The following is a 24,804-nucleotide window of genomic DNA, read 5'->3' on the forward strand; positions in this document are numbered from 1 at the left end:
AGGAGAGTCCGGCCCATGTTTTACATTCATTGCCCCTACTGCGCCGAGCAACGGTCTGAGGAAGAGTTTCACTGCATGGGCCAGGCCCATATCCAGCGCCCGGAAAATCCGGAGGCGGCGTCAGACAGAGAATGGGGCGAATACCTGTTCTTCCGTGACAACCCCAGAGGGCTGCATCAGGAAATGTGGGTACATGCGGCGGGCTGTCGCAAGTTCTTCAACGTTGCCCGCAACACCGTCAGCTACGAGATCTTCGAGACGTATCGTATGGGTGAACAAACCAGCGTCACGGCCGGCACGACAGCGCACGGTCGTGAAGGGCAGGTTGAACAAGTACACAAAGTACGGAGGGTCCGTGCATGAATCAGGTCAATCGTCTGGCAAAGGGTGGGCGCATTGATCGTGGCCGTCCACTGACGTTTTCGTTCAACGGTCAGACCTGTCACGGCTACACCGGTGACACACTGGCTTCCGCGTTGCTCGCCAATGGTGTAGACATCGTCAACCGCAGTTTCAAGTACTCGCGCCCGCGCGGCATTGTCGCCGCCGGCGCCGAAGAGCCCAATGCGATCATGCAATTAGGGGCTACGGAGGCGACGCAGGTTCCCAACGTGAGGGCCACCCAGCAGGCTTTGTTCGATGGCCTGTGTGCCCGCAGCACCAACCCTCACAGCGGATTGCTAAGCACCATCGGGGAACTGTTCAGCCCGATGATCCCTCCCGGTTTCTACTACAAGACATTCATGGCGCCGGCGTCCATGTGGATGACCTACGAAAAGCTGATTCGCAAGGCGGCTGGTCTGGGGCGTAGCCCACGCGAAATAGACCCGGACCATTATGAACACAGCAAGCAACACTGCGACGTGCTGGTGATCGGCGCGGGTCCTGCTGGACTGGCCGCCGCCCTCGCGGCCGGCAGGAGTGGCGCGCGCGTCATTTTGTGCGATGAACAGGAAGAGCTGGGCGGATCCCTGCTCTGTTCGCGGGAAATGCTCGACGGCAAACAGGCCTCCGTATGGGTGGCCGCTGTGGTGGCCGAACTGGCAGGCATGGATAACGTCCTCCTGTTGCCGCGCACCACGGCCAACGGTTTGCACGACCATCAGTTTGTAACACTGTACGAACGCCGCACCGAACACCTTGGCGATCGCGCACCGGAGGTCAACGGCCAGCAGCTGGCGCGCGCCTGCATGTATCACGTTCGCGCCGCGCAGATCGTTCTGGCTACAGGCGCTCACGAAAGGCCGCTGGTCTACGCGAAAAACGATGTGCCGGGCAACCTCCTGGCCGGCGCCGTATCCACCTACATCCGCAGATACGGCGTTGTACCAGGCAAGCGCCTCGTTGTCTCGACCTGCCACGACGACGGCTACCGCGCCGCACTCGACTGGGCGGAAGCCGGCCATGAGGTCGTCGCCATCGTTGATGCCCGGGAACGTGCCGATGGCCACTGGATAGAAATGGCTCGTGCGCAAGGGCTGAACATCATCATGGGCAGCGCCGTTATCGAGGCGAAAGGTAAAAACCGGGTGACCGGTGCGCGCATTGCCAGCATCGACGTTGCCCGCTTCCAGACGACGGGTCCGGCCAGCGAGTTGAGTTGCGACACCATTGCCAGCTCCGGTGGCTTCAGTCCAGTGGTACACCTGTCCTCGCACACCAACTCGCGCCCGGTCTGGCGTGAAGACATTCTTGGTTTCGTGCCGGCAGAACTGCCTGGCCTGACGCCCGTCGGTGGTGCCTGCGGCGTTTACGCGCTCGGCGATGTGCTCAAGGGTGGCGCCGAAGCAGGTGCCGAGGCCGCAATTGGGTGTGGTGACACGTCGGCGTCAATCGACCTGCCCGACGTCGAACGACTGAAGACCGGCGAGGCTCTGGGTCTGTATCAGGTGCCTCATGAGAAGCCGACTTTGCGTGCGCCCAAGCAGTTCGTCGATCTGCAGAACGACGTGACCGCAGCGGCCATAGAGCTTGCTACCCGTGAAGGGTTCGAGGCCATCGAGCATGTCAAACGCTACACCGCGCTGGGGTTCGGCACCGATCAGGGCAAGCTTGGCAACATCAACGGCATGGCAATCGCCGCCCGCTGCCTGAACCAGACCATAGCTGACACCGGCACCACGATATTCCGCCCGAACTACACTCCGGTGGGCTTTGGTGCAATCGCCGGACGCCATCGCCGCGATCTGTTCGACCCCGAGCGCTACACGGCATTGCACGAGTGGCATCGTGCGCGTGGTGCAAAGTTTGAAGATGTCGGCCAGTGGAAGCGGCCTTGGTACTTCCCCAGTAATAATGAAGAGACGATGCACGATGCGGTCGTACGCGAGTGTCGTGCTGTGCGCGAGAAGGTCGGTATGCTTGATGCTTCTACCCTGGGCAAGATTGATATTCAGGGCAAGGACGTCCGCGAGTTCCTTGGCCGGATCTACACCAATGGCTGGGAAAAGCTTGCGGTCGGCAAGGCGCGCTACGGCCTGATGTGCAAGGACGACGGTATGGTGATGGACGACGGCGTGACCACCTGCCTTGCCGACAACCACTTTCTGATGACCACAACCACAGGAGGCGCCGCTCGGGTACTGGAGTGGCTTGAGCTGTGGCATCAGACCGAGTGGCCCGAACTCGATGTCAGCTTCACCTCGGTTACCGATCACTGGGCAACCATGGTTATCACCGGGCCAGAAGCACGCCGCCTGCTTGCAGAAGTGACTGACATTGACCTTGATCGCGACAGCTTCAGGTTCATGGACTGGCGCGTGGGTATGGTGGCCGGCGTGCCGGCGCGGGTGTATCGGATCTCCTTCACCGGAGAGCTCAGTTATGAGGTCAACGTGCAGGCCCACTATGCCATGCATGTCTGCAAGACCCTGTTCCAGCATGGCGACAAGTACGGCCTGACGCCCTACGGCACCGAAACCATGCATGTGCTGCGGGCGGAAAAGGGGTTCATTATCGTCGGTCAGGAAACCGATGGTTCGGTAACGCCCGAGGATCTCGGAATGCAGTGGTGCGTTGGCTACAACAAGCCGTTCTCTTGGATCGGCAAGCGCTCGCTCACACGGCCGGATACCTGCAGGGAGGACCGCAAACAGATGGTCGGGCTCAAACCCTTGGACGAGATGGTCGTGCTTCAGGAAGGGGCGCAGATCGTTTTCGATCCGCAGCAGCCAATACCCATGACCATGGTCGGACATGTGACATCGAGCTACTACAGCCCGACGCTGAACCATGGTTTCGCGCTGGCGTTGGTCAAGGGCGGCCAGAAGCGCATCGGCGAACGGGTCTATTGTCCGATGACCGGTGGCGTTACCCATGCCGCAGAAATCGTCAGTCCGATCTTCTATGACCCAAAGGGGGAGCGCCAGAATGTCTAATGTAGCCATTTTTGAACAACGTGCAGCTGACACGATTGCGGCCGAATCGCCACTGCATTATTCGCTTCATCGGCATGCTGTCTCTGCTCAAGGCGCTGACCCTAAGGAAGGCTCTGCCGTGGCCATGGATGAACGTGCCTTTCTGGGCCACCTGATTGTGCGGGGCACTGCGGGCGTGTTGCGTGCGGCGATAAAACAAGTCGTCGGTATCGCCTTGCCCGAAACCGCCTGCGGCCTGAACGTCGAGGGAGGAAAAAGCATCCAGTGGCTGTCACCAGACGAGTGGCTGGTGATTTTGCCGCCGGGTGAGGAATTTGCCACCGAGAACGCCTTGCGCCAGGCACTGGGGGATAATGCCTATGCGGTCGTGAACGTCAGCGGTGGCCAGACAGTGCTCACCCTGTCCGGCCCAAGTGCGCACGAGGTGCTGATGAAGTCGACACCCTGTGACGTGCACCCGCACGCGTTCCCCGTTGGCAGAGGCGTGTCGACGGTGTTCGCCAAGACCACAGTGCTGCTTCGACGTCCTGATGCAAAGCACTGGGAGCTGGTGATCCGGCGTAGTTTCGCCGATTACCTGTATCGCTGGTTGCTGGACGCAGGTGAAGAGTATGGGATCACCACAAAACACACTGAAAATAAGGATAACAACAATGAGTGACAATCGCGGTGTAGTTTACATCGGCCCGGGCAAGGTTGAAGTCCAATCCATTCCGTTCCCGAAACTGGAGAACCCGCAGGGCCGCAGGATCGGTCATGGTGTACTGCTGAAGGTGATCACGACCAATATCTGTGGTTCGGACCAGCACATGGTCCGCGGCCGCACGTCGGCGCTTGCAGGGCTGGTGCTGGGTCACGAGATTACCGGCGAAGTGATTGAGACCGGCTCCGATGTCGAGAACTTCAAGGTTGGTGATCTGGCGTCGGTGCCGTTCAACGTAGCTTGCGGGCGCTGCCGAACCTGTAAGGAGCAGGACACCGGCGTCTGCCTCACCGTCAACCCGTCGCGCGCTGGCGGCGCTTACGGTTATGTGGATATGGGGGGCTGGGTCGGTGGTCAGGCCGACTATGTGATGGTGCCCTATGCCGACTTCAATCTGCTGAAACTACCGCACCGCGATCTTGCAATGGAAAAGATCCGTGACCTCACCTGTCTCTCCGATATTCTGCCCACAGGCTATCACGGTGCGGTAACAGCAGGCGTCGGTCCAGGTAGTACGGTCTATATCGCCGGTGCAGGACCGGTCGGGCTCGCCGCTGCAGCCTCGTCGCGCTTGCTGGGCGCGGCGGTAGTCATCGTCGGCGACGTCAATCCGACCCGCCTGACCCATGCGAAATCTCAGGGGTTCGAGGTGGTGGACCTGTCGCAGGACGCTTCTCTGGGCGATCAGATCGCCGAACTGCTTGGCATACCCGAGGTGGATTGTGCGGTAGACGCCGTAGGGTTCGAGGCTCGCGGTCATGGGCATGAGGGCGTTCGGGAAGAGGCCCCGGCGATTGTACTCAATTCGCTGATGGAGATCACCCGCGCTGCAGGCAAGCTGGGTATTCCCGGCCTGTATGTCACCGAGGATCCGGGCTCTGCGGATACAGCCGCCCAGAAGGGTAACCTGAGCCTGCGTTTTGGCCTTGGCTGGGCAAAATCCCATAGCTTCCACACCGGCCAGACACCGGTGATGAAGTACAACCGCCAGTTGATGCAGGCCATCATGTGGGATCGTATCAAGATAGCGGATGTCGTCGGGGTCGAGGTTATCTCGCTGAACGATGCGCCGCTCGGTTACGGCGAGTTTGATGCGGGCGTGCCCAAAAAATTCGTCATCGATCCGCACAACTCGCTCAAGCTGGCATAACCGATAAGACAAACATTAGTGATGTCAAATTGCTAGGATGCAGCACAAGGGATCAGTTTAGCGCGCCACCCTGGGTGCGTCGCGACGGCTGGAAGTCCTGGTATTAACCAGCATGGAGCAATTGTCTGATGACGAGCACTAATGAGCACCAGAATAAAGACAAGCTACATGCCGCTATTCCTGCCCAGGGGCAGATTCAGACGCTGGGTTTCCTCCTGCTGGAAAATTTCACCCTTATTTCAATGGCGGCCGCCATTGAACCGCTGCGCATGGCCAACCAGCTGGCCGGTCGTACACTCTATCACTGGGTGACCTTAAGCCTGGACGGAACACCCGTGCGAGCCAGCGACGGCGTGCTGATCACACCGGATACTGCAACGTCCGCAGCGCCGCCGATAGACACGGTCATCGTTTGTGGCGGCGTGGGCGTCGAACGCAGCACCTCCCGCGAACATATCGCCTGGTTGAAGGCTCAGGCACGACTCTCGCGCAGGCTCGGCGCGGTTTGCACGGGCAGCTGGGCGCTGGCCAGGGCCGGGCTGCTGGATGGCTACGAGGCCAGCGTGCATTGGGAATACATGGTCGTAATGAAAGAGACCTTTCAGCGCGTCACCCTGACCGAACGGCTTTTCTGCATTGACCGGGATCGGCCAACGGCGTCTGGTGGTACCGCGCCGCTGGATATGATGCTCAGTCTGATCGCACGCGATCATTCCAGAACGCTCTCTTCCGCTATCTCCGAAATGTTCATTTATGACATGGTGCGCAACGAGCAAGACCTGCAGCGGGTGCCGCTGAAACACTGGTTTGGCAGTACCCAACCCAAACTACTGGAAATCGTTGCCCTGATGGAGGCCAATCTCGAAGAGCCCATTTGTCTGGATGAGCTTGCAGTCTTCGTGTTGATGTCACGGCGCCAGCTCGAACGGCTGTTTCAAAAACATCTGCTCTGCTCGCCCTCACGGTACTACATCAAACTGCGCCTGACCCGTGCACGCCAGCTGCTCAAGCAAAGTTCGCTGTCGATCGTCGAAGTCGCCTCCGCATGCGGCTTCGTCTCCACCTCGCATTTTTCCAGGTGTTATCGTGAGTATTTCGGTATTCCGCCACGCAGTGAGAGAATCAGCTGTGTGTCCGGCCCGTTCGATGCACGGGTCGGAGGCGCGACAACTGCCTTGATCGATGCTCAGGGCGAGCCGACCTATGGTAGCGTCAAGACATAACCCTGACAGAAAATGACGTTTTTAGAAGCCAGCCAGTCGTATCCAAGCGGCTCTGGGCCAGGACAGCAGCGTATGCTTCATTCTTGTCAGGAATCTGACATCAGGAATCTGCATTCACCCGAGGTGATCCATGTCCATCAGCGTCTTCGACCTGTTCAGAATCGGGATCGGACCCTCCAGCTCGCATACCGTCGGCCCCATGCGTGCCGCCTATGATTTTGTCCAGGCGCTTCGCCGCCAGGGAATGCTGGAGCAGGTAAGGCGCATAGAGGTTCACTTGTTTGGTTCGCTGTCGGCTACCGGCGTGGGCCACGGGACGGATCGTGCCGCCATTATGGGGCTAATGGGGAAACAACCGCAGACCATTGACCCGGTCGTCATCGGACCGGCCATGGAGGCGCTTCAAGACACCCAGACCCTGCTACTTGATGCCCGGTTTCCGATTAATTTCAACGCGAACCGCGACATGCATTGGCATCCGGAGAATCTTTTGCATCATCCGAATGCGATGCGGGTGATCGCCCATACGGATAGCGGCGAGCTGTATTGCAACACCTACTACTCAGTCGGCGGCGGTTTTGTGATCGATGAGGCCCAGGCCGCGCAGGGTGATTTCGACACCGACACGACGTCTCTGCCCTACGAGTTCAATACGGCGGCTGAACTGCTCGCCCTGTGCAAGACGCACGGCCTGAGTATTTCCGGGGTGATGCTGGAAAACGAAAAAGCGTGGCGCGACGAGGCCACTATTCGTGCCCAGTTGATAGGGCTCTGGGAGGCCATGCAGGCCTGCGTGCAAAACGGCTTGCGTAATGAGGGCATGATCCCCGGCGGACTTTTCGTGAGGCGCCGGGCAGCGGCCTGGCATCTGCGCCTGCTGGCCAAGAAAAACAACGGCAGCTTGATTGCTTCCACCTCATCCGCGATGGACTGGCTCAATCTCTTTGCCCTGGCTGTCAACGAAGAGAATGCCGCCGGCGGGCGGATGGTGACGGCGCCGACGAACGGCGCAGCTGGAATCATTCCGGCGGTGTTGCATTACTACATGCAGTTCCAGCCTGACGCGAACGATCGCGATGTGGTCAATTATCTGCTCACCGCCGCCGCCGTCGGTATTCTCTGCAAAAAAACGCATCAATTTCAGCGCAGAAGTGGGGTGTCAGGGCGAGGTCGGATCGGCCTGCGCGATGGCCGCCGCCGGGCTTGCAGAGATCCTGGGCGGGACCCCAGCGCAGGTTGAGAATGCGGCGGAAATCGGTCTGGAGCACAACCTTGGTTTGACTGCGACCCCATCGGCGGTCTGGTCCAGGTGCCATGCATCGAGCGCAATGCCATCGCCTCAGTCAAGGCGGTCAATGCAGCGCACATGGCGCTGGCGGGCGACGGTGAGCACATCGTTTCGCTCGACAAGGTCATTCGAACGATGCGCGACACCGGGCGCGACATGCATGACAAATACAAGGAAACCTCGCGGGGCGGCCTGGCGGTCAATATCGTCGAGTGCTGACGCTTTGCAATCCCATCCTAACCATCAACGACCGACACGGTATGCGTTCAGAAAGCGCTGCCCGGGAGGACAGAATGCCCTTGAATGACGCGCGCTACATTTTAACCGCCACCGGGCCCAGCGCTCAGGGCCAGGTGGCCGGCATTACCGCCTTCATCAACAACCTGGGAGGTTACGTCGAAGAGTTCAATCAGTTTGACGATGTGGAAGAGGAGAACTTCTTTGCGCGCGCCTGTTTTCGTATCAAGGCCGCCGCTAATCCTGGCTATGCTGCGCTGATTGAAGCGTTCACGAAGACCGCTACCCGGTTTTTCATGGAATGGAGTATCACCGACGCCGACCACCGGCCCAGAGTGCTGATATTTGGATCCAGACTGGACCATTGTGTGCGCGACATTCTCTACCGCTGGCGGTCCGGCGAACTCAACATGGACGTCATGGGCCTCATCTCGAATCACGAAAACCTGGCGCCCATAGCGGCGGAACACGGTATTCCCTACTTTTTCCTGCCGGTTACGGACGCGTCCCGCAGTCAGCAGGAAGCGCGACTGATGGAAATAGTCCATGAAACCGAAAGCGAACTCCTGATTCTGGCCAGGTACATGCAGGTGCTGTCAGACTCGCTGTGCGAGCAATTAGTGGGACGGGCCATCAATATCCACCACTCTTTCCTGCCCGGTTTCAAGGGCGCGCGGCCTTATCACCAGGCGTACAAAAGAGGGGTAAAGGTGATTGGCGCGACTGCCCACTATATTACGACGGACCTGGATGAAGGCCCGATTATCGATCAGGTAGTAGAGCGCGTCGACCACAGCCTCACGCCAGTCAAACTGGAATCCCTCGGGCGCAACTGTGAATGCGTTGCGCTGCACCGTGCGGTAAAACTGCACATTGAGCAGCGCGTGTTCCTTAACGGGATGCGGACGGTCATATTTGTCTAGGAGGCTGTCGGACTTAAGGCTGATCTCCTGCGCCGGTGACCCGCATCTCACTACGCCAGGCGTAACATCCCGAAACAAGCTGAAGAAAGAGTAGACCCTCATGCACCCTAAACCCGCCACTTCAGAACACCTGAACGTTGAAGCGGGAGGTTATCTCGAAGCGTGGCGTGATCAGGAAGAGACCTATGAACATTTCAAGAGCAGGACTGAACTTAACCGCGCTCAGTGGCTTACCAGCGCTGAATGGAAAATCGACGAGCTCTGGCAACGGAACCTTTCAGCGATACAAAAGCCGGAATGGTTGAATGATTGGGTCAACTTCGTTCCCATACGAAACGAAACGAAATGCGAGCGCAGGGCCTGCAGCCACTGTGGCGTATGGTGACAAGCGGGAAGCTCGACATTGGGAGCGCAGGCGAAGCGTTGGACTTGGCGGTTTTTGATTAATTGTCCAGAGAGATTCTCTCAGAGAAGCTACGCCTTGCCCGCGTTTCTGGCAAGAACCAAGTTGCGCTCCAGAGCACCTTTCGGGAGTATGACCAAAAACTGAAAAAGTTGCAGCGCCAACGAATTGCCAGTGCTTTGGCAGAGCGGCATGTCCCTGGCGGGAACGCCGGGGGCCGGAAATCCGAATATACGGAAATGGCATTGATTGAGAACATCGACAAAATTGGTTATCTGCCGTTTGGTCGTGAGGAGGCCAATATGTTCTTCAACGTCATTGCCAAGCGTTACGAGCACTACACCACGCGCACATCGTCCAAATCTGGGGAGAAAGCTATCGATTTAAGGATAAGAAAATGGCTGGTACCGCACCGATCTCAGCCAGCAACCAAGAACTATTAACCAACACTAAAAATCCAAAGGTGGGTCAGTTTTTGACTGGCGTTGACAGCGCCGTTTGAGCCATTGTCATAGACGGAAAAGCCTTTGTTTTTAGCGTCACCGTGTTAGGAACCTGATGCCGATTTCCGACGCCCAAACAGTACGCCACAAAAGGCGGTGAGTTCGTTCCTGGTGAGCTGTACGGTGATTTTTTAGACCACTGTGGGCTTTGAGCAGGTTTCAGAATCGGGGCTATTTCAACATTGAGCGTTGGGTACTGATGTTTTGTTTCTGTGTACTGCGCGTTGAGCCCTGTTCGCTTTGAAGTATCCGGCTGGCGATCTGAAAAAATTGAGAGTTTCTCCAAAATCATGAAAGGTCATTGGGCCAACTGATTCCGGACACCTAAGAGGGTATTGCAATTGCCGTCCTACGCAAGTATCGCTGTTATTTTCTCCTTGCGACTCGGCACCGTCTGCGAAAGCATCGATCAACTAAGCCCCGAACGGAGGGCTCGGCTGGATACAATACCTGAGTGGAATAGTTCATCGCTAAATAATGCAAAATAGCACTGGGTTTCCACTAAACCAACACATTATCTCCAAAAATCGGCATAAGGACATTCGAATTTTTTGATCTATAAGGTTGGAGTATCCGTGTTTTCTAACTTACTGCTAATATCGATACGCTCTACAGCAAGTGCCATATCAGAGCATAACTATCGAACGTTGTTGGAGGTGTCGCATGTCCAAAGTGTTGGCATAGTCATTGTCCTCTGTCCGGTGCCCCGTTATGTGCAAGTATTGACTAATCGGACTACCGGTAGCCGGACTCTGCGATGGTTAATTCACCCGCTCACGTGGAACACTGCGCAGGTGGCTGGCCGTTTGACCCCCCGGCAGGGTAGCGATTGCATCGGCCGCCACCAGAAACAGTGGCAAATTCACACCGGTTTGAATATGGCCACCTTGCAGGGCATAAATTAGATCTTCTGTCGCTGTGTTTCCAGTAGCTCCGGGGGCAAATGGGCAACCACCCAAACCCGCGGCGGAAGCATCTAAGGTTGTTGCGCCATGCTGTACTGCGAACAGGGCATTGGCAACACCCATTCCAAATGTATCATGACCGTGGAAGGCCCATTTTAGGGAAGGACTGTCATGGCGTTCCCGCAGACGGGTAAAGTGATTTGCTACTTGGTAGGGCGTGGCGCGGCCTGTGGTGTCACAAAGGGCCACTTCCAATTCGATACCCTTGCAGATATTCCGAGCTTTACCTAGAACCGCATCTACCTGTTGCCATTGGATCTCTCCCTCATAGGGACAATCAAAGCAGGTGGCTAAATCCAACCGTAGACGCACAGAATGTTTTTCGCTCCTAAGCCGGTCGGCGATTGTTTTCAGACCATCCAATGAGCTGTCCACGCTCTGGCGCACATTGCTCTGATTATGGGTCTCAGAAACTGAGACCACAAAAACGAGCTCTTTGATGCCGCTTGCCAAAGCCCTGTCGGCACCCTTGAGGTTGGGAACAAGCGCCGAGAAACGCATGCCGGTATGATCCGAAAACGCGGCTACGATGTTACCAATGTCAGCCATTTGAGGGATGGCCTTGCTACTAACAAATGAGCCAATTTCAATGCGAGTAATGCCGGAATCGATCAATGCTTGAACGCACTGGATCTTGCCGGCTGTCGGTAATAATTCGTGAATGGATTGAAAGCCATCTCGAGGAGCCACTTCAACGATATCGACTGTTTTGGGAGGATGAAAGGGGCTGTTCATGATCCGGTTCTCCGCGAGAGCCAGTTAATGACGCCGCCAGATGAAAAAACAGCCTGCTGGCGGGCACTTAGCTCATGTGTCAATGTGATTGTCTGGTGTTCATTTATGGTAGCCGTGATACAAGTGCCTGCAGCCAGTTGATCACGAAGACGATCAATCCGAATAACATCGTCCTGCTGCAATTGGTCCAAGTCCTCAGGATTATCAAGTGTCAAAGGCAAGACACCGAAGCAGGGCAGGTTCTGCCAGTGTATGCGGGCAATACTTTTGGCAATAACCACCTGCAATCCCAGAGCCCTGGGCACGAGGGCCGCATTTTCGCGGCTTGAACCCTGACCGTAGTTATCACCGGCGACGATGATATGGCCGGCCTCCCCCTGGGTGCGGGCCCGAGTGGCGTAACTGGGATCCACCGTTTCAAAAGTGTGTTTCGTTGATGCCTCTATGTTGCTCCAGATTGGGAGCACGCGGGCACCTGCCGGCATGATGTCATCTGTGGAGATGTTGTCGCCAACCTTCAGCAATACTGGCGCACATATGGAATCGGGTAAGGGTTTGAGCACAGCCAACGGTGGAGTGTTGTCGGTTGCCAGTAACCTGATGCGACGAGCTTTTTCGAGCGCTAATGGTGGAAAGAACATGTGCTCGTCGGGCTTCATGTTTTTAGGCTCTTTAGGGCGATGGTGGGCTCGCTCTAGGGTGCGCGGATCGGTAATCACACCGTACAGTGCTGATGCGGCGGCGGTCTCCGGGCTACATAGAAATACGGTGTCTTCGAGAGTGCCAGAGCGACCAGGAAAGTTACGCGGTACGGTGCGCAAACTGTTACGGCCCTTTGCGGGTGCCTGGCCCATTCCGATACAGCCATTGCAACCAGGTTGATGAAGGCGCGCCCCTGCTTTGATCAAGGTGGCCATGTGACCTTCGTCAATCAGCGCCGTCAGAACCTGGCGAGTAGATGGGTTGATGTCCAGTGATACATGAGGTGAGATCGCACGACCCCTGACAATGTCCGCAACAACCGCAAAGTCGCTATACCCAGGGTTTCCCGACGAGCCAATATACGCTTGATAAATGGGTTCGCCGGCTACATCACTGACAAGCACGACCTTATCCGGGCTAGAGGGAAGGGCAATTAGGGGTTCCAGTTTGGACAGATCAATATGCTCGTCCTGATCGTACAGACAGCCAGGGTCTGCGGCTAACGGCCGCCATTCGGATTCGCGGCCCCTGGCCCGCATGAACTCAAGGGTGGCGTCATCGCTCGGAAATACGCTGGTTGTAGCTCCCATTTCTGTTCCCATGTTCGCCAGCACATGGCGGTCCATAGCATCAAGTGCCGCTAGTCCAGGGCCATAGTATTCGAGAATGCAGTTCTTTGCTCCCGAAACCCCGTGGCGGCGTAGCAGTTCCAAGACAGCGTCCTTGGCGCTGACCCAATCCGGCAGTTCCCCAGTCAGCCGTACACCGATGATGCTCGGCATAGCTAAAAACAGAGGTTCACCGGCCATCGCCATCGCCACTTCAATACCGCCGGCACCAATGGCCAACATGCCTAGGGCTCCCGCTGAAGTCGTGTGGCTGTCGCACCCCACCAGACTGTCGCCGGGTTTGCCAAAGCGTTCCATGTGTACCGGGTGGCTTATACCGTTACCAGGTCCACTGTACCAAATGCCCAAACGCTCGCATGCGCTCTTAAGGAACAAGTGGGCATCGGCATTGAAGTTGTCTTGTTGAATCAGGGTGTGATCGATGTACTGGACGCTGGGCGATGTGTGCACTCGTTCAATGCCCATTGCATCAAGCTCCAGCATGACCAGCGTGCCTAGAACATCCTGCAATAGCGCTTGATCCATTTTGAGGGCAATTTCGCTACCGGGTGTCATTTTTCCGTTGACTAGGTGCGCAGCCATCAATTTATGGCTTAATGAATCAGGCATGCGTTATGTCCTCCCCACTCTTTGGGTGGCATAAATCGTATCCTACACGCAAAATATCAATCAGAAATTGCAAACCAAGTACGCCAAAGCCAATGGGGATAAGTGCATAGGGATAGACCATGGGTGTGCCAAAAGCACTGGACACCCGCTCACCATATTCCCAAGCGTCATGAGCCATTAGACTGCCGCGCCACACCATGATGGTGCAGAACACCAGGCCAAGTGCGCTGGTGAGCATTGTGATCAGAGCCTGTCCACTCTTCGGAAAGCGTTGGGTGAAAAATGTGATACGAATATGGGCATCATGGCGCTGAGCCTCACCTGCACCAACAACTGCCAGGTAAACCAACAGGAAAGTGTTGATTTCCAAGCTCCAACTTGTGGGTGCCACGAAGACATAGCGCATGATCACGTCATAGCAGATGGTTAGCATCATGAAAATCAGCACTACGAACATGGTCCAGCGCAGGACAGCCAGAAGGCCATCCCAACCTTGCATTGCGAGCTTGGTCATTAACATCACCCCTCAGATTTGCCCTAGAGCGAGAGAAATGGCTTTTTCGCCGACCTCCTTGCCGACCTGCTCCTTCCATTCTTCCCATACGGCCTGGCTGCTTTCTCTGTAGGTCGCTAAATCTTCTTCGCTGGGCAGAACAACCTCTACCCCGGCCTCTTGAACAGCGGGCCAGTATTTATTGGGGTAGATGACGTCATTGCAGTAGCTGGCAAAGTTCTCTTCATACCATTGTGCGGCTCCTTCAATGACCTGTTTGGCGTCGTCTTCAAGTGCATCCCAGCGCGAGCGGAGCATGAATGGGGCGACGGTAAAGGAAGTCATGGGTAGCTCGTAACACACCTTTAATTGTTCCTGCAGGCTGCGGCCATAAATAGTCGAAATGTTTGCCACAGCCGCATCAATGGCGCCGCGCTCCAATGCCATGTAAGTTTCTGAAGATGAAATGCGCACGGCAGCGATATTGAAGGGTTTAAGTGCTGAAGTGGCTTCGAAACTGACGATACGAATTTTTTTACCACGAACATCGTCGAGTGAACGAATAGGGCTGGCCGCTGTGCTCCAGATGAATTCAGGTTGAAGAATTCCGCCACCGGCAGTAAGCATGTAGATATTGTCCTTAGCCAATTCCTCATTAATCAATTCCATAAGAGGGCTGCCTTTGGCGAGGCGCTGCGGATTGCGGTACAGCTCGTCAACCACGCCGGGTAGGCCGGTGATGCCCAGAATCGGCAGAGAGCGGGTAATATACGATGTCGTATGAAACATGAAGTCGATGGCGCCGGCGCGCAGCGCGGGCAGTTGCTCATCGGCCTTCACAAGTTGGCCTGAGTGGTAGTAATCGACGCTTAGGGTCTCGCCTCCCTGCTTTTTTAGGTAGTCAACAAACCCGTCCGAGCCATAACTCAGAGCTTCGTAGGATGGCGGGATATAATATACCCCAGTGAACTTCGTCGCTGCTGAGGCGTGACCGGCAAACAGACTCTGCCCCCCAATTAAGGCGAAGCTGGCAGAGGCCAATGTGCTGTTCTTCAGTAGTGCTCGACGTGTTATCTGCATGGTGTGTCTCCTTTGGTTTTTTCTTTACTGCTTTGTTGTAATTGTGTTGACAGTGTCATTGAGTAAAAACTAGGGCTACAAGATTCCTGGCAGCCAGAGGCTGATACCTGGAAACAAGACAAATAACATCAGTACGAAGAACTGCACAGCAACAAAGGGAAGCGCAGCGCGAATGATTTCTTCGATCGAGAGCTCGGGGCAGACCCCTCGTAGGGCATACAGATTGAGCCCAACTGGGGGTGTCACCACAGCAATTTCCAAGTTAAGCACAAGCACGATGCCGAACCACAGAGGGTCGTAGCCGAGGGCTATAATTAGCGGTAAGAGGACAGGTGTGGTTACTACAATCAGTGAAACAGCATCCACAATCATGCCCAGTAGAACCAGTAACAGCATAACTGCCACCAGAATGGCCCAGGGGGGCAGCGGGCTGGCAGTAAGCATTTCAGACAGTATCTGTGGAACACGCACGAAATTGAGGTAATCACCGAAAATCTTCGCACATCCAATAATGAGTAGAATGACACCACTGATGCGGGCCGTTTCAGCCACAATGGAGAGGAACTTGCTCCAGCTCAAAGACCGAAATACCAGCGTAGCAATCAGAAGTGCACCAAACGCACCGATACCGGCGGCCTCACTGGGTGTGGCGACGCCAGCGTAAATAGATCCCAAAACGGCAATAACAAGTAATGCTGAATGCCAAATTGCTCCTAAGCTTTGAAAGCGCTCTTTCCAAGTAAACGTTTGGGTGGAGAAAGGGGCTTCTTCAGGGTTGAAATGCACCCTTACCCAAATGTAAAAACAGAGCGCCAAGGCCAGAACAACGCCGGGGACGATACCGCCAATGAAGAGATCCGCCACTGACACGCCAGATACAGATCCATAAATAATGAATGGGACACTCGGCGGGATTAGCATCGCTAAAGCGCCTGCACTGACGACTGAGCCGGCTGCTAACGAACGACTGTAACCACGCTCTATCATGTGGGGTACAGCAATTGAACCAACAGCCGCTACGCCTGCCAGGCTGACACCGGAAACGGCGCCGAACATGGCCGATGCGCCAACGGATGATATGGCAAGACTGCCTTTGAGCCAGTTTAACCAGCGAACTGCAGCTTGAAAAAGACTCGATCCAACCGGTGTAGCCCCTAAAATGCTGCCCATCAAAATAAACAATGGGAGTGCGATCAGCTCAAAGCTATTGAGTTGCCCAAACAAAGAGGAGGGCGCGAAGAAAAAAGCCAGGCTACCCTGTGCCATGTAAAGTCCGAGCAAGCCAGACAATCCAAGCGCCAAAAATATGGGAAAACCAAAGGCAATCATGGTGATTAATGCGATTACAACAATAATTGGTTCCAAAGGTGCTCTCCCGCTCAGATGATGGACGAATTACGCAGCGTGTCTAACTGCGCATCATTCATATCGAGCCAACCTTTTAGCACCTCATTGGTGTGCTCTCCCAGTTGGGGCCCTGCGTGTCGAATCGTACCCGGAGTTTTGGTCAGACGAGGGAAGACATTCTGCATAGGCAATGGCTTTCCTTTGCGATCTGGCACCATAACAATGGATTTTCGGGCATTGAAATGTGGATCAGCTAACATATCGGGAGCACGAAAAATCAGACCTGCCGGCACGCCAGCCTCCGCGAGCCTGTCCACGATTTCTTGGGCGTCATGCTGACGAGTCCAAGCCGCTACCGCATCGTCAATCGCCTGCTGGTTTGCGCCCCTTGCGCGATGGGTTGCGTAGTCTGGGTGATCCGCAAGCGTAGGTTGACCCATGGCCGCGCATAAACGACGGAAAACACTGTCTTGGTTGGCTCCAATGATAACATCACGATTATCCCTGGCCGGGTAGGCGTTGGACGGCGCGATACCGGGCAAGAAACCGCCATTTCGCTCACGGATCTTGCCGGCTCGATCATAATCAGGCACTAGACTTTCCATCACCCCCAAGACAGATTCAAAGATTGCACTGTCGACAACCTGGCCTTCGCCTGACTTCTCTCGCTGATGAAGGGCGACCAGCGCACCGATTGCACCATGAATTCCGGCTAGCGTATCTCCGATTGAAATACCCACTCGAACCGGCGGCCGGTCGGGATAACCGCTAATGTAGCGTAAACCACCCATGGCCTCACAAACAGAGGCGAACCCGGTACGGTCAGAATAGGGCCCATCCTGACCAAACCCAGTGACCCGAACCATGATTAACCCTGGATTGTTCCTAGATAAAACGTCATAACCTAATCCCCAGCGTTCCATTGTGCCCGGACGAAAGTTCTCAATTAAGATGTCGGCCTGACTGGCCAGGCTACGAAGAATCGCTTGACCTTGCGGCTCGCGAAGATTCAGCGTCACGGACTGCTTGTTTCGACCGATAACATTCCACCACACAGGTTCGCCATCGGCGTCGACTTCACCCCATTGACGCATGGAGTCACCTTTGCCAGGGGGTTCGATCTTGATTACATTGGCGCCAAAATCGGCCAAAATCTGGCCACAGTAAGGACCTGCTATGAGCTGCCCGAGTTCGAGTACCTTGAGGTCACTTAATGGGGTGGTTGGAGCAAGTTTATCTAGGGACATTATAATTGTTTTCCCTTAATTTAATTCGAGTTTTAATTATTAGTTTAAGTGTCTTCAGCGTGCTGGTGACGATTTTCTAAATCTGATACGTTGAGATGCAAATCATATGCTGCAAGCAAGTGCGAGCGCATGATGCTTTCAGCCCAGCCTCCGTTTCGGGATTCAATAGCGTCCAAGATTTCGCGGTGGTGGCGCATACTACGTTGGAGATGTTCTGGCTTATAGTTTGTGAAGTTTCTTCTTATTACCGACGACCGCACGATGTTTTCCAATGTAGTCATTAAACGATAATTGTCGCTACCAGCAATAAGCTCTTTGTGAAACTCATGGTTGAGTGCAGAAATGCTGTTGCGAAATTCAGCATGGGTCTCCACTTTCTCGGTCAAAATCTCCATTTGGCTGGCTAAATACTTAAGGTGATCAAGCCGTACCCTATCCATTTTACTGCATGCTAAAGCAACAGCCATGGGTTCTAGTACCAATCGAATTTCAAACACTTCACGGGCGTCTCTTTCGGTCCATGCAGACACTCTTGCGCCCTGGTGTGGAATAGCTTCCAGCCAACCTTCAGAAATCAATTCCCTGAACGCTTCGCGAACAGGTGTTCTACTGACTTTCAATTCCTGAGCTACCCGTGCTTCGCGGATAAATTCATGAGGCAAGTAAACTGCGTTGAGAATACGCTGCTTGATGGCATCGTGAACTTCCGTTTTGGCGGTTCTTGGAACTGAGGCGTTAACCCGACGGTTGCTTTCAATCACCATCTTCTCCGGCATTGCATGCAATATTCGAAAATAAAGCCATTTTTATGTGATTTGTATTAGACCTTAGTCGGACATTGTATGCAATAATGCGCATGCTAACTAATACAGAAAGGGTTTTCATGCTTGTGGGTGAGCGGGCTGTGGGGGTACTCGGCTTCATTTCGCCATCTTGTAGAAAGATCGGAATATTAGAAATTTGAACCAGTATTACCTTAGTGTGAGTAAGCCAGCTTCAAAGTCATTGTTGTCTGGAACGGATTACTTCACGTGAAGCTTCATCGGATTAGTCAGTTGAAATTTGTGTACGTGAGCCTGTGCCTTCACACAAACCACCAACGCCAAAATGCAGCGCAAGCCATGCCCTATAGTGCGCCAATTAACTTGGCCGGTCCGTCGTCAAAGCCCAGGCGATGGGGAATCTCCCGGCCAATACGGCGCTCCAGCACTTTAATGCCAGGGAATGGGTTGACGGGGCTTTCGCCGCGCAAGTGATTGGGGAATGTCGGCAATCTATCCTCCTTTTAAGGTAACTATTTTAAGGACATATCGCATGGACAGGTTAATTGGGCGTTAGGGGGTGCCAGTAGCAGGGCCCGCACGCTTGAACATGACGATCGCCACCGCAGCCAGCGTCAGTAACAGGGCGATAAACACTTTGGGGCTGAGCGGTTCTCCCAGCAGCACGATGGCGCTGGATACCCCCACGGTGGGAATGATCAAGGTCGAAATGGTCGCCTGGGCAATGGTCAGACGGTTAACGTTCATGAACCACAGCATCTGCGCCAGAGTGATCGAAAACAGCAGATGGTAGCCTAGCGCCAGCCAGGTCGATGTCTGCCAGGTGGCGGGTTTGGGCATGGGCTCTAGGGCGACCATCATGATAATCATGGGAATGGCACACAACAAAAATTGCCAGCCGGTAATAACCACCGCATGGCTTTTCCAGACGCCGCGCCGCTTGATCAATACCGTGCCTAGCGCCCATGACAGGGCGGCACCGAGCATGATCAGGGGGCCAACCAACCCCTGGCTGCCACCTTGCAAGGCCGAAGGCCCCAACAGCACCAAAAGCCCAGTCTGCCCGCAGGCAAGCCCCAGCCACTGGCGTCTGGTGATACGTTGACCAAGCAGCCACCAGCCCAGCAATAAGGCCCAACAGGGCATGCTGAAGGCGATAATGGCGGCTTGCGAGGTCGGCATGTGCAGCTGGCCGAAGGCCGTCGCCAAGTTGAACCCTAGAATCGTGAACAGCCCCGTTACGGCCAGCCACGGCCATTCTTTTGACGACACCGTCAGCGGTATACGTCGCCAGTACGCCCAACTGAGCAGCAGTACAGCGCCAGTGGTGAAGCCAATGGAACGCAGTGTAAACGGCGGAATGTCGGCCAGAATAAAACGTACCGCCGGCCAGTTGCCGCCCCAGAACAACCCGATGGTCACAACCAGCGCGATAGCGGATAACTGCCCGCTATCGCGTCGTTGCGCGAAATGGCGTTGAACGCCGGAAAAGTTCATGGCTCCTCATCCGGCAGTATCTTATGGCGATTGAGCAGGGCGTGCGGGTCGAGCGCCTGTTTCAGCGTGCGCATCAAGGTAATTTCCGCCGATGTGCGTGACAGGTGCAGATAGGCGCGTTTGTCTAGGCCGATGCCATGCTCAGCGGAAACAGAGCCTCCCATGGCTGCCAGTGGCAAATAAACGAGCGCCTCCACGGCGAGCTTGTCGTCTGCCAGCGCAACGTCATCGGGGTGGCCGGTGGTCACGGTGATATGCAAATTGCCATCGCCCAGATGACCAAATACGACGATTCTGCCGTCCGGCCAGCGCTGAGCGACCTGCTCTTCGAGGGTGCGCGCATAATGCTCCATCTCGGGAATCGGCAGGCTGACATCAAATGTAAAATGCGGATTGAGGTGATGTAAAAGGCCTTCGATATCCTCGCGGATCGCCCATAAACGTTTACGCTGGTGGGTGGCGTTGGCTATCACAGCATCGCTGATATGGCCGTTTTCAAAAGCACGTTCGATCACGCTTTCAAAACGTTGGGCCGTCGCCTCCTGGTCGCTGCCAAGGGTTTCGATCAAGACGTAAAACGCCGCATTGGTAGCTAACGGTGGCGTATGGCGACCGCTTTCTTCGGTGAGCAGCGCATAGTGGTTATGCCACATGACTTCAAACGCCGCGAGCTGCTCGCCCAGCGCTTGACGCACATATTGCAGCAGCGCGGTCAGGTCGTTGAAAGTGTCGCAGGCGACCATGGCGGTCTGCATGGCCGGTTGCTGAGGTTTCAGCTTGAGTACCGCCCGAGTAACGATGCCCAGCGTGCCCGCACTGCCGATAAACAACTGCTTCAGGTCGTAACCGGCATTGTTCTTGAGCATGTGGTTCATCGAGCTGGCCTGGGTGCCATCGGCGAGTACCGCTTCAAGCCCCAGTACCTGCTCACGCATCATGCCGTAACGAATCACCCGCACGCCCCCGGCATTGGTGGCGATATTGCCGCCCACCGTGCAGGAACCACGCGCACCTAAATCGAGGGCGAACTGCATGCCCGCCTCGGCGGCGGCCTCCTGCACCCGCTGAAGGGGCGTGCCAGCCTGCACGGTCAAGGTGCCGCTGATCGGATCAATGGCGTCGATCTGGTTCATCCGCTCCAGCGAAATTGCCAGTTCGTCAGAGCTGGCCACGCCGCCGCCGACCAGGCCCGTCAGCCCGCCGTGGGGAACAACTGGCTGACGAGCCCGATGGCATGCGGCCATCACCCGAGAAAGCTGTTCGGCATCTGCCGGGCGCACAATGGCGCGTGCCCGGCAGGGCGTTCCTTGCATCCAGTCATCGCGACGGGTGCTGACATCATCACCCTCCAGCAGGTGCGACGGGCCGACGATGGCGGTGATTTCGGCTAATAGTGCATTCATTTATAGCCTCGTTGTCGTGATGCGGCTTCAGTGGCTTCCGGTCGGCCGGGAATTGCCTCTAGCAACTGACGGGTATACGCCTGCTGTGGCGCCAGGAAGACGTCACGGGCAGGGCCCTGTTCCACAATACAGCCATGCTGCATGACGATAATGTGATCGCAGATCTGGGCAGCCACCCGCAAATCATGGGTGATGAACAGAAGCGATAACGAGAGTTTCTGCTTGAGGTCTTCCAACAGCTTCAGAATTTGGGCCTGAATCGACACATCCAGCGCCGAGACAGCTTCATCGGCAACAATCAGTTCCGGCTCCAGCGCCAGTGCGCGGGCAATGCCGATCCGCTGGCGTTGCCCACCGGAAAACTCATGCGGGAAGCGGTTAGCGGTGTTGGCCAGGCCCACCAGCTCGAGCAGGTCGTCGGCCTGTACCAGGGCTTTCTGCTTGGGCACCCCATTGGCAATCGGACCTTGAGCAATGGCCATACCCACCCTTGTACGCGGGTTGAGGGATGCGTAAGGGTCTTGAAAAATCATCTGCACGCGCTTGCGTTGGCGGCGCAGCGACTCCCCGTTGAGCTGCATGAAATCGGTGCCGGACAGGCTCATGGTGCCGCTATCCGGGGTCTCCAGACGCACAATGCAGCGCCCTAACGTGGATTTTCCCGAGCCGGATTCGCCAACAATGCCGATGGTTTCGCCCTTGGCCAGCGAAAACGACACGTCGTCGAGGGCACGCACTTCACGGGCGGGCTTGAACAGGCCGCCATTGGAGCGGAAGACTTTGTTGAGACCTTTGACATCCAGCAACAGCGTGTCGGTTTCTGCCCCGCGGGCTTCCGGCACGATATTGCTGGGGATCGCCTCGATCAAGGAACGGGTGTATTCATGTTGCGGGTTGGCCAGTACCTCCTTGGCCTGGCCGAGTTCAATAATCTGGCCATGGCGCATCACACAAACCCGAGTGGCAATTTCAGCCACCACCCCGAAGTCATGGGTGATAAACATCACCGCCATTCCGTGTCTTTTTTGCAGATCAATAATCAGGTCCAGAATCTGGGCCTGAGTGGTAACATCCAATGCCGTGGTTGGCTCGTCGGCAATCAATAGCTCTGGCTCTAATGCTAGGGCCATGGCAATCATGACCCGCTGGCGCTGACCGCCGGAAAGCTGAAAAGGGTAAGCGCGAATGGCTTTTTCCGGGTCGGGAAGACCCACTTCCTTTAATAGCTCCAGCGCTTTGGCGCCACGTTCGGCTCTGTTCAGCTGGCTGTGGGCTTCGAAGACCTCGTTGATCTGCGCACCGACGCGCATCAAGGGGTTCAAGGCGGTCATCGGCTCCTGGAAAATCATGCCAATGCGCAGGCCACGCAGTTTGCGATGCTGTTTTTCGGTGATGCTCAGCAGATCTTGGCCGGCAAACATTGCCTTGCCGCCCACCGGTCGAACGCCCTCAGGCAAAAGACCCATGATGGCGTTGGCGGCCATGGACTTGCCGGAACCGGATTCGCCCACTACGCAGAGAATTTCGCCGCGCAGTACATCGTAGCTGAGGTTTTCCACAGCATAGGCGCGGTCCGCCCCCTTGGGCAGCGCAATGGTCAGATCCTGCAGGCTCAGCAAGGGAGTATCGGTTGTTGAAGTTACGTGGTTCCCCTTATTCATGAGCGTTCTCGGCTAAGTTTCGGATTAAGCGCATCGTCGAGGCCTTCTCCGACCAGGTTCAAGGCCAGTACGGTGAGTAGAATGGCCAGCCCAGGGAAGAAGCTTAGCCACCAGGCCTGGCGAATCACTGTGCGAGCGGCGCCAATCATATAGCCCCATGACATGACGTTCGGGTCACCCAGCCCTAGAAAGGAAAGAGAGGACTCCAGCAGGATGGCGGTAGCCACCATCAAGGACGCCAGGACAATAATCGGCGACATGGCGTTAGGCAGGATCTGGCGCAAGATGATCGTCGTGTTGCCCTGGCCGACCAGGCGCGCCGCTTCGACATACTCACGGTTGCGCAACGACATGAACTCCGCACGCACCAGGCGGGCCACCGGTGGCCAGCTGACCAGCGCAATGGCCAGTACAATCGAGGTCACGCTGGGCTGCATGATGGCGACCAGGACAATGGCCAGAGCAAAGCTGGGAATGGTCTGGAAGAACTCGGTGAAACGCATCAGCGCATCATCGAGCAGGCCACCGTAGTAGCCCGCAATGGCTCCCAGCGGCAAGCCAATCAGCAGCGCCACCGTGGTGGATACCAAGCCAATCAACAGCGACACCCAGGCGCCATGCATCAGCCCGGCGGCAACGTTACGGCCCATGGTGTCGGTGCCCATCGGGAAACCATCAACTTCAAAGGGTGTCAGGAAGGGGCGCTGCAACATCCGCCACGGCGACTCGGGGAAAAACAAAGGGGCGGTGATCGCCATCAGAATAATGGTGGTCAGTATGATCAACCCGACCAGGGCGCCACGGTTTTGGGCGAAGCGGGCAAAGAAATTCATGATGACTCCTTGATACGCGGGTCAACCAGGCCATAAACAAGGTCGGTAATGATGTTGAACGCAATGACCAGTGCAGCAGAGAAGAAAAAGATTCCTAGCAGCAGGTTGTAGTCACGTTGCATCAGCGCCTCGAACATCAGGCGGCCGATACCCGGCCAGGCGAAAACCGTTTCAGTGAGAATTGCGCCCCCTACCATCTGGCCAGCCTGCAAGCCTGCCAAGGTGATAATTGGAAGCAGGGCATTGCGCAGAATATGCCGCCGCTGAATGACCCCCGGTGCCAGCCCTTTGGCCCTTGCTGTCTTGACGTAATCCTGCTGACTAGCCTCCAGCATGGAGGTGCGCGTCATACGGGTATAAACTGCCATGGAAAACAGCGCCAGGGTGGTGGCGGGAAGAATCAGGTGCTGACCGATATCCAGCACCAGGGCAAAGCCGGTGAGGTCGGTGCCGACGGTGTAGTAACCGTAAGCGGGCAGCCATTCAAGTTGCACCGAAAACAGCATCACAGCCATCAGCGCCACCCAGAACAGCGGCGTGGCGTAAAATACCAGCGCGAGTGCCATGATCAGCGAACCGCTAAGCTTTTTAGCCCGTGCCGCCGCCATAGATCCCGCCAGAATGCCCAGGCCCAGTGACATGACGAAGGCCGTGCCGGTCAGCAGTAAGGTTGCGGGCAAGCGGTCCATAATCAGGTCAAACACCGGCGTCTGCTGACGGTAGGAGTAACCGAAATCCAGTGTGGCGATGCCTGATACGTAATTCCACAGCTGGACGTAAAGCGGCTGATCAAGCCCAAACTGCTCGCGCAGCTGATTCAGAAATTCCGCATCGGTGGCACCCGCTTCACCGGCCATTACAACCGCGGGATCACCGGGGGCCATATGAATCAGGAAAAAATTGAAGATAACGATCAGAAACAGAACAATGACGGCTTTCAAAAGCCGCATGATGATCAATCTAGCATAGAGCATGCCATTACTCCCGTGGCGACGTGATGCCAGAGTTGGGCGG

20 protein-coding genes and 3 pseudogenes are annotated in these 24,804 nt (G+C 55.9%); 9 read left to right on the top strand and 14 right to left on the bottom strand.

Going from position 1 to position 24,804, the window contains the following annotated elements; all coding sequences use genetic code 11:
• The first annotated feature begins 15 nt into the window (after positions 1-15).
• From MELB17_RS09615 to MELB17_RS23750, 9 genes and pseudogenes are all read left to right on the top strand, one after another.
• The gene (locus MELB17_RS09615) at positions 16-363 is read left to right on the top strand and encodes a sarcosine oxidase subunit delta (protein WP_007350029.1); all 348 of its coding nucleotides are present in this window, start codon (positions 16-18) and stop codon (positions 361-363) included.
• A complete protein-coding gene (locus tag MELB17_RS09620) occupies positions 360-3,377 on the top strand; it encodes a sarcosine oxidase subunit alpha family protein (protein WP_007350030.1) in 3,018 nt (1,005 codons plus the stop codon). The genes MELB17_RS09615 and MELB17_RS09620 overlap by 4 nt, the downstream gene beginning before the upstream one ends.
• A complete protein-coding gene (locus MELB17_RS09625; protein WP_007350031.1) occupies positions 3,370-4,038 on the top strand; it encodes a sarcosine oxidase subunit gamma in 669 nt (222 codons plus the stop codon). Before MELB17_RS09620 ends, MELB17_RS09625 begins: the two co-directional genes overlap by 8 nt.
• On the top strand, positions 4,031-5,230 hold the full coding sequence (gene fdhA / locus MELB17_RS09630; RefSeq protein WP_007350032.1) for a formaldehyde dehydrogenase, glutathione-independent: 1,200 nt from the start codon (positions 4,031-4,033) through the stop codon (positions 5,228-5,230). Before MELB17_RS09625 ends, fdhA begins: the two co-directional genes overlap by 8 nt.
• A gap of 176 nt (positions 5,231-5,406) precedes the next feature.
• Positions 5,407-6,351: pseudogene (locus tag MELB17_RS09635) on the top strand (GlxA family transcriptional regulator); the annotation flags it as partial.
• 232 nt (positions 6,352-6,583) lie between these two features.
• Positions 6,584-7,960 (top strand): annotated as a pseudogene (locus MELB17_RS09640) (L-serine ammonia-lyase).
• 74 nt (positions 7,961-8,034) lie between these two features.
• Positions 8,035-8,901 carry a formyltetrahydrofolate deformylase gene (locus MELB17_RS09645; RefSeq protein ID WP_007350036.1) on the top strand — a complete coding sequence of 289 codons (867 nt, stop codon included), beginning with the start codon at positions 8,035-8,037 and terminating at the stop codon, positions 8,899-8,901.
• A 100-nt stretch (positions 8,902-9,001) separates the two neighbouring features.
• Complete coding sequence (locus MELB17_RS09650) at positions 9,002-9,286, top strand: hypothetical protein (RefSeq protein ID WP_007350037.1); 285 nt, start codon at positions 9,002-9,004, stop codon at positions 9,284-9,286.
• A gap of 275 nt (positions 9,287-9,561) precedes the next feature.
• Positions 9,562-9,806, top strand: a pseudogene (locus MELB17_RS23750) (ATP-binding protein); the annotation flags it as partial.
• Here MELB17_RS23750 and MELB17_RS25065 read toward each other — a convergent pair.
• The 14 genes from MELB17_RS25065 to MELB17_RS09715 all read right to left on the bottom strand — a co-directional run bounded on the left by MELB17_RS25065 (position 9,773) and on the right by MELB17_RS09715 (position 24,764).
• Entirely contained in the window at positions 9,773-10,099 is a 327-nt protein-coding gene (locus MELB17_RS25065; RefSeq protein WP_198136481.1) for a hypothetical protein, read from the bottom strand. The pseudogene MELB17_RS23750 and the gene MELB17_RS25065 overlap by 34 nt on opposite strands.
• A gap of 469 nt (positions 10,100-10,568) precedes the next feature.
• Complete coding sequence (locus MELB17_RS09660) at positions 10,569-11,507, bottom strand: hydroxymethylglutaryl-CoA lyase (RefSeq protein ID WP_007350040.1); 939 nt, start codon at positions 11,505-11,507, stop codon at positions 10,569-10,571.
• Positions 11,504-13,447, bottom strand: coding sequence for an aconitate hydratase (locus MELB17_RS09665; protein ID WP_007350041.1), 1,944 nt, complete (start codon positions 13,445-13,447; stop codon positions 11,504-11,506). The genes MELB17_RS09660 and MELB17_RS09665 overlap by 4 nt, the downstream gene beginning before the upstream one ends.
• Complete coding sequence (locus tag MELB17_RS09670; protein ID WP_007350042.1) at positions 13,440-13,961, bottom strand: TRAP transporter small permease subunit; 522 nt, start codon at positions 13,959-13,961, stop codon at positions 13,440-13,442. The genes MELB17_RS09665 and MELB17_RS09670 overlap by 8 nt, the downstream gene beginning before the upstream one ends.
• Positions 13,962-13,973: 12 nt before the next feature.
• Positions 13,974-15,020 (bottom strand): TRAP transporter substrate-binding protein, encoded by a 1,047-nt coding sequence (locus tag MELB17_RS09675; protein ID WP_007350043.1) that lies wholly within the window; start codon positions 15,018-15,020, stop codon positions 13,974-13,976.
• A gap of 75 nt (positions 15,021-15,095) precedes the next feature.
• Positions 15,096-16,385 (bottom strand): TRAP transporter large permease, encoded by a 1,290-nt coding sequence (locus MELB17_RS09680; protein ID WP_007350044.1) that lies wholly within the window; start codon positions 16,383-16,385, stop codon positions 15,096-15,098.
• Positions 16,386-16,399: 14 nt separating this feature from the next.
• Positions 16,400-17,614, bottom strand: a complete 1,215-nt coding sequence (locus MELB17_RS09685) for a CaiB/BaiF CoA transferase family protein (RefSeq protein WP_007350045.1) — start codon at positions 17,612-17,614, stop codon at positions 16,400-16,402.
• Positions 17,615-17,658: 44 nt separating this feature from the next.
• Positions 17,659-18,378, bottom strand: coding sequence for a GntR family transcriptional regulator (locus MELB17_RS09690; RefSeq protein WP_007350046.1), 720 nt, complete (start codon positions 18,376-18,378; stop codon positions 17,659-17,661).
• A 362-nt stretch (positions 18,379-18,740) separates the two neighbouring features.
• The gene (locus MELB17_RS24565) at positions 18,741-18,887 is read right to left on the bottom strand and encodes a hypothetical protein (RefSeq protein ID WP_007350047.1); all 147 of its coding nucleotides are present in this window, start codon (positions 18,885-18,887) and stop codon (positions 18,741-18,743) included.
• 61 nt (positions 18,888-18,948) lie between these two features.
• The gene (locus MELB17_RS09695) at positions 18,949-19,893 is read right to left on the bottom strand and encodes a DMT family transporter (RefSeq protein WP_007350048.1); all 945 of its coding nucleotides are present in this window, start codon (positions 19,891-19,893) and stop codon (positions 18,949-18,951) included.
• Positions 19,890-21,296, bottom strand: coding sequence for an FAD-binding oxidoreductase (locus MELB17_RS09700; protein ID WP_007350049.1), 1,407 nt, complete (start codon positions 21,294-21,296; stop codon positions 19,890-19,892). The genes MELB17_RS09695 and MELB17_RS09700 overlap by 4 nt, the downstream gene beginning before the upstream one ends.
• A complete protein-coding gene (locus MELB17_RS09705; protein ID WP_007350050.1) occupies positions 21,293-22,957 on the bottom strand; it encodes an ABC transporter ATP-binding protein in 1,665 nt (554 codons plus the stop codon). The genes MELB17_RS09700 and MELB17_RS09705 overlap by 4 nt, the downstream gene beginning before the upstream one ends.
• Positions 22,954-23,790, bottom strand: coding sequence for an ABC transporter permease (locus MELB17_RS09710; protein WP_007350051.1), 837 nt, complete (start codon positions 23,788-23,790; stop codon positions 22,954-22,956). Before MELB17_RS09710 ends, MELB17_RS09705 begins: the two co-directional genes overlap by 4 nt.
• The gene (locus tag MELB17_RS09715) at positions 23,787-24,764 is read right to left on the bottom strand and encodes an ABC transporter permease (protein ID WP_007350052.1); all 978 of its coding nucleotides are present in this window, start codon (positions 24,762-24,764) and stop codon (positions 23,787-23,789) included. Before MELB17_RS09715 ends, MELB17_RS09710 begins: the two co-directional genes overlap by 4 nt.
• Between the last annotated feature and the right edge of the window lie 40 nt (positions 24,765-24,804).

This window comes from Marinobacter sp. ELB17 (assembly GCF_000169375.1).
Taxonomy (GTDB): Bacteria; Pseudomonadota; Gammaproteobacteria; order Pseudomonadales; family Oleiphilaceae; genus Marinobacter.